This is a genomic window from Streptomyces bohaiensis (assembly GCF_012033785.1).
Taxonomy (GTDB): Bacteria; Actinomycetota; Actinomycetes; order Streptomycetales; family Streptomycetaceae; genus Streptomyces; species Streptomyces bohaiensis.
Genome location: NZ_JAAVJC010000404.1, coordinates 1 through 3,080, shown reverse-complemented (window position 1 = coordinate 3,080; position 3,080 = coordinate 1). Strand labels below are relative to the sequence as shown.

Below are 3,080 nucleotides of genomic sequence, written 5' to 3'. Positions count from 1 at the left end.
AGTCTCCGAGGAGGTGCTGCGGGCCGACTTCACCGACGAGCAGGCCCTGCGGGAGGCGGTCGGCGGAGCCGCGCGCGCCCACGACCTCGACGTCGTCATCCACTGCGGCCACGGCCGTCCGGCGGGCAGACCGGGGGCCCGTCCACCTCTACGACCCGGAACAGCTCACCGACAGCCCCGTCCGACTGCGCTGGGCACCCCACCACGGCTGCACCGACCCGGTGGTCGCCCGTGCCCGCGCCGCCGCGCTGCTCGCCCCGGTGCGCCCCTCCGCCCCGGTCTTCCAACTCGACGCGGAGACCGCCGAGACGGTCCTGCGCTGCTACCTCCACGCCGCCGCCCTCACCGGGGAGCCGTTCACCACGGTCCACCGCTGGGCGCAGAGCAGTTCCGCCGACCCCGCCCGGACCCTCCGCTCCCACCCGCGGGTGGCGCCGGGCGCCTCCATGGAGCTGGAGGCCGCGCTCACCGCCCACCCGGAACGGCGGGACGCCGCCCTGGCGCTGATCAACCGGGCGCTCGCGGCGATGGAGGACCCCGCGGTCCGTCGGCTGTCCGCGCCGGGCAAGGCGGACGCTGCGGCGTGGGCGGAGCTGCTGGAGACCGGCGGCACGCTCTACCTCGTCGGCAGCGACCCGCGGACCCTGCCGCTGCGCACCGCGCTGCTGCGGGCCGTCGCCCCGCCGCTCGCGGTGGTGGCCACCGGGCCCGGGGCGGCCCGGGGCGACTGAGCCGCCGGTGGCGTACCGCGGTCGACCGACCTGCGGGCGGGGCCCGGGGTTCGTCAGTCGGCTGCGGGGCGCGCACGGACGTGCATGCGCTCGCCCTGACGCCCGAACAGGCCGAGCAGCTCCACCGGCCGCTCGTCGGCACTGCCGAACCAGTGCGGCAGCCGGGTGTCGAACTCGGCCACCTCCCCTGCTGTCAGGACGAGTTCACGCTCGCCCAGCAGCAGCCGCAGCCGTCCGGCGAGGACGTAGATCCAGTCGTAGCCCTCGTGGGTGCGCTGCTCGGGGTGTTCCTCCCGCCCGCCCGCGATGATCATCTTGTACGCCTGTGGCGCGCCGGGTTGGCGGGTCAGCGGCATGATGGTGTGCGGCCCCATCGCGCGCGGACGCAGCCGCACCCGGGGGTCCCCCGTCTCCGGGGCGTCGACCAACTCGTCCAGCGCCACCCGGTGCGCCCGGGCGATCGGCAGCAGCAGTTCCAGGGTGGCGCGGCGGCCACCCGACTCCAGGCGCGAGAGCGTGCTGACGGAGATCCCGGTCGCTTCCGCCAGGGTGGCGAGCGTGACCTGGCGCTCCTCGCGCAGCTGCCGCAGCCGCGGGCCGACGCCCGCGAGGACCCGGCTGATCTCGGCGGTGTCCCGGTCACCACGGTCGGGCCGGTCGTCCTTGGCGTGCCCGTCGTTGCCGCCGTCGCCGCCGGTCCGGGTGCTGCTGCGGCTGCCGGCGGCCGCAGCCGTGGCCGGCGAGGGGCCGCCGCGGTGCGGTGCGGAGCCGCTCGGCGGGGGGTTTCCGGGCGGTTCGGGGGCCGACGGCCGGTCGCCTGCGGGCGGCGGAGAAGTGTCCATCCCCCCATGCCACCCCCGTGCCGCGAGAACGGCAAGCCCTGTTGCCAAAACGAGCACCACCGTGCCCGTCTGCCGGGCGGGCTGCCGGGCCTCAGCCCCTGAGCTCACCGCCGTCCGGCGGGGCGGCTTCGGCGGGCGGGGTGGAGAGCGTCATCTCGATCGTCCGGCGTTCCGGGCAGCGCGGATCGGGGATCAGCCGGCCCGTGGGCCGGAACCCCAGCCGCCGGTAGAACCGGGCGGCCCGCTCGTTGTCCTCGTGGACGTCCAGCCGTACCTCGCGCTTCCCGGACCAGGCGATGGCGGCGCCCAGCAACTCGGCCGCGAGGCCGGTGCCGCGCTGCTCCGGCCTGAGGAACACGCCGACGACGTGGATGTGACCGCCCTCCGTGAGCAGCGCGGTGGCCATACCCACCCACCCTCCGTCCCCGGTGCGTTCGACGACGAAGGTGGTCCGCAGCAGATGGGAGACGGCCCGCTGCCGCCAACCGTCGGGCGAGCGTGCCAGCGCGTCCTCGATCGGCTCGAAGAAGGCGACGGGTGCGGCCGGGTCCCGCAGCGCGCTGAGACGCAACTCCCGATAGCGCTGCCAGTCATCGCCTCGCGTCACCCGCAGCTGGTACTCCATACGGCTGATGCTGTCAGCAGGCCGGGCGGCCCGCAACGGCGGCCAGGGGCCCGGTGGGTCGCTCGGTGGGGCGGGGCCGGGCGGCGGAGTGAGGGGCGGCCCGTGTCACCCGCAGCGGTGACCATGGTGTCCACAGCCGCGGAGTTTTCCACAGGCCTCCCCGTGATGCCGTCGCATGAGGTTCCATGGTTCCACCGCCGCGGTGACTGCGGTGGGGGGGGGCAGCGGGCGGCAGGTGCGCGGCGGTGGTGGCGCGCCGGTGACGGTGGCGGCGATGGTGGCGGCGATGGGATGGGTGGTGGTGCGGGGGAGGTGCAGTGGTGCGGCGGTGGTGGGGTGACGCCGAGGGGGAGTCGTTCCGGCGCGGAGGCCGGGGACCAGCACGGTCGGTGGGCGGGTGGGTGGACGACCGGCGGAGTCGGCGGGCCGGAGCGAGGGTGAGGCGGACCCGGTGGCAGGGGCCTCGGGGCGCTCGCGGGATGGCGGGATCGGCAGGGGCGGGACCGGGGGCGGAGCTGCCCGGCTGCCCGCACGCCTCGGTTCCATGATCCACAGGCAGCGTGGCACTGCGTGCCGGGATTGCGGAAGTTTGGGGCTGTGTGCGCGGGCGTTATCCACAGGGCGGCTGGGGTGCCTGTGGGTAACTCGGGCGCACCGGGGTGGAGTTGGGGAAGGGAGATTCCTGCGGGGAGTACCTGACCCAGGGCTCGCACGTGGGCGAGGGCCCGGCCGCACGGCGCAGCGCCGGGCAGCGCACGCCGACGCCGACGTGCCGCCTGACGGGGGTCGGTGGACCGGCTGGCCGAGCGGGGGGGCGGGGAGGGGCGGGGCCGGGCGGCAGGTGCGGGTCGGCGGTTCGCGGTCTGCTTCTTGGCTCGTGCG

At 76.1% G+C, this 3,080-nt stretch carries 3 protein-coding genes; 1 reads left to right on the top strand and 2 read right to left on the bottom strand.

Annotation, left to right across the window (positions count from 1 at the left end; genetic code table 11):
- Positions 1-221: 221 nt before the first annotated feature.
- Complete coding sequence (locus tag HCN52_RS23260; RefSeq protein ID WP_168090402.1) at positions 222-731, top strand: hypothetical protein; 510 nt, start codon at positions 222-224, stop codon at positions 729-731.
- A 53-nt stretch (positions 732-784) separates the two neighbouring features.
- On the opposite strand, the gene HCN52_RS23255 is transcribed toward HCN52_RS23260, so the two are convergent.
- Positions 785-1,354 (bottom strand): helix-turn-helix domain-containing protein, encoded by a 570-nt coding sequence (locus tag HCN52_RS23255; protein WP_312876852.1) that lies wholly within the window; start codon positions 1,352-1,354, stop codon positions 785-787.
- 310 nt (positions 1,355-1,664) lie between these two features.
- Positions 1,665-2,198 (bottom strand): GNAT family N-acetyltransferase, encoded by a 534-nt coding sequence (locus HCN52_RS23250; RefSeq protein ID WP_168090400.1) that lies wholly within the window; start codon positions 2,196-2,198, stop codon positions 1,665-1,667.
- Positions 2,199-3,080 lie beyond the last annotated feature (882 nt).